This window comes from Clostridium sp. CTA-1 (genome assembly GCF_054768215.1).
On the sequence record NZ_BAAAAP010000059.1, the window covers coordinates 1 to 1,193 of the forward strand.

The window sequence follows — 1,193 nt, forward strand, 5'->3', positions numbered from 1 at the left end:
GTTCTTCCACCTTCTCTGATAGCGAATCTTAAGTTTTCGTGCATTGCTACTGGTGTAATTAATTCTACTGCCATATCTATATGGTCTCCAGGCATTACCATTTCTACTCCTTCTGGTAAGTTGATTGATCCTGTAACGTCTGTTGTTCTGAAGTAGAATTGTGGTCTGTATCCATTAAAGAATGGTGTATGTCTTCCACCTTCTTCTTTCTTTAATACGTATACTTGACCTACGAATTTTTTGTGTGGTGTTATTGAACCTGGTTTTGCTAATACTTGACCTCTTTGGATGTCGTCTCTTTGAACACCTCTTAATAATGCTCCTATGTTGTCTCCTGCCATTGCTTCATCAAGTATTTTTCTGAACATTTCTATTCCTGTACATACTGTCTTTGATATTTCTTCTTTCATTCCTATTAATTCTACTTCGTCTCCAGTATGTAGAATTCCTCTTTCAACTCTTCCTGTTGCAACTGTTCCTCTTCCTGTAATTGTAAATACGTCTTCTACTGGCATTAAGAATGGTTGATCTGTTGCTCTTTCTGGTGTTGGTATATAGCTATCTATTGCTTCCATTAATTCATCTATGCATTTTGTTTTTTCTGCATTATCTTGGTTTTCTAATACTTCTAATGCTGATCCTACTACTATTGGAGTATCATCTCCTGGGAATCCATATTCATTTAGTAATTCTCTTACTTCCATTTCAACTAATTCKATTARTTCTGGATCATCTACTTGGTCAGCTTTATTTAAGAATACTACTATATATTGTACTCCAACTCTTGATGCTAGTAGTATGTGTTCTCTTGTTTGTGGCATTGGACCATCTGCTGCTGATACAACTAAGATYGCTCCATCCATTTGTGCTGCTCCTGTTATCATGTTCTTTACATAGTCYGCGTGTCCTGGGCAGTCTACRTGTGCGTAGTGTCTGTTTGCTGTTTCATACTCTACGTGTGATGTATTTATTGTGATTCCTCTTTCTTTTTCTTCTGGAGCTTTATCTATTTCGTCATACTTTGTTGCTGAAGCTCCTCCCTTTTGTGCTAATACTGTTGTAATAGCTGCTGTTAATGTTGTCTTACCGTGGTCTACGTGACCTATTGTTCCTATGTTTACATGAGGCTTGCTTCTTTCAAATTTTGCTTTTGCCATTTTTATTTCCTCCTTTTTTGTGTTTATATATTTATT

General features: G+C 36.4%; 1 protein-coding gene. It reads right to left on the reverse strand.

Going from position 1 to position 1,193, the window contains the following annotated elements; all coding sequences use genetic code 11:
- A partial coding sequence (gene tuf / locus ACYUEW_RS18940) for an elongation factor Tu (protein WP_460277704.1) occupies positions 1–1,157 on the reverse strand: 1,157 nt, incomplete at its 3' end.
- Positions 1,158–1,193: the final 36 nt, after the last annotated feature.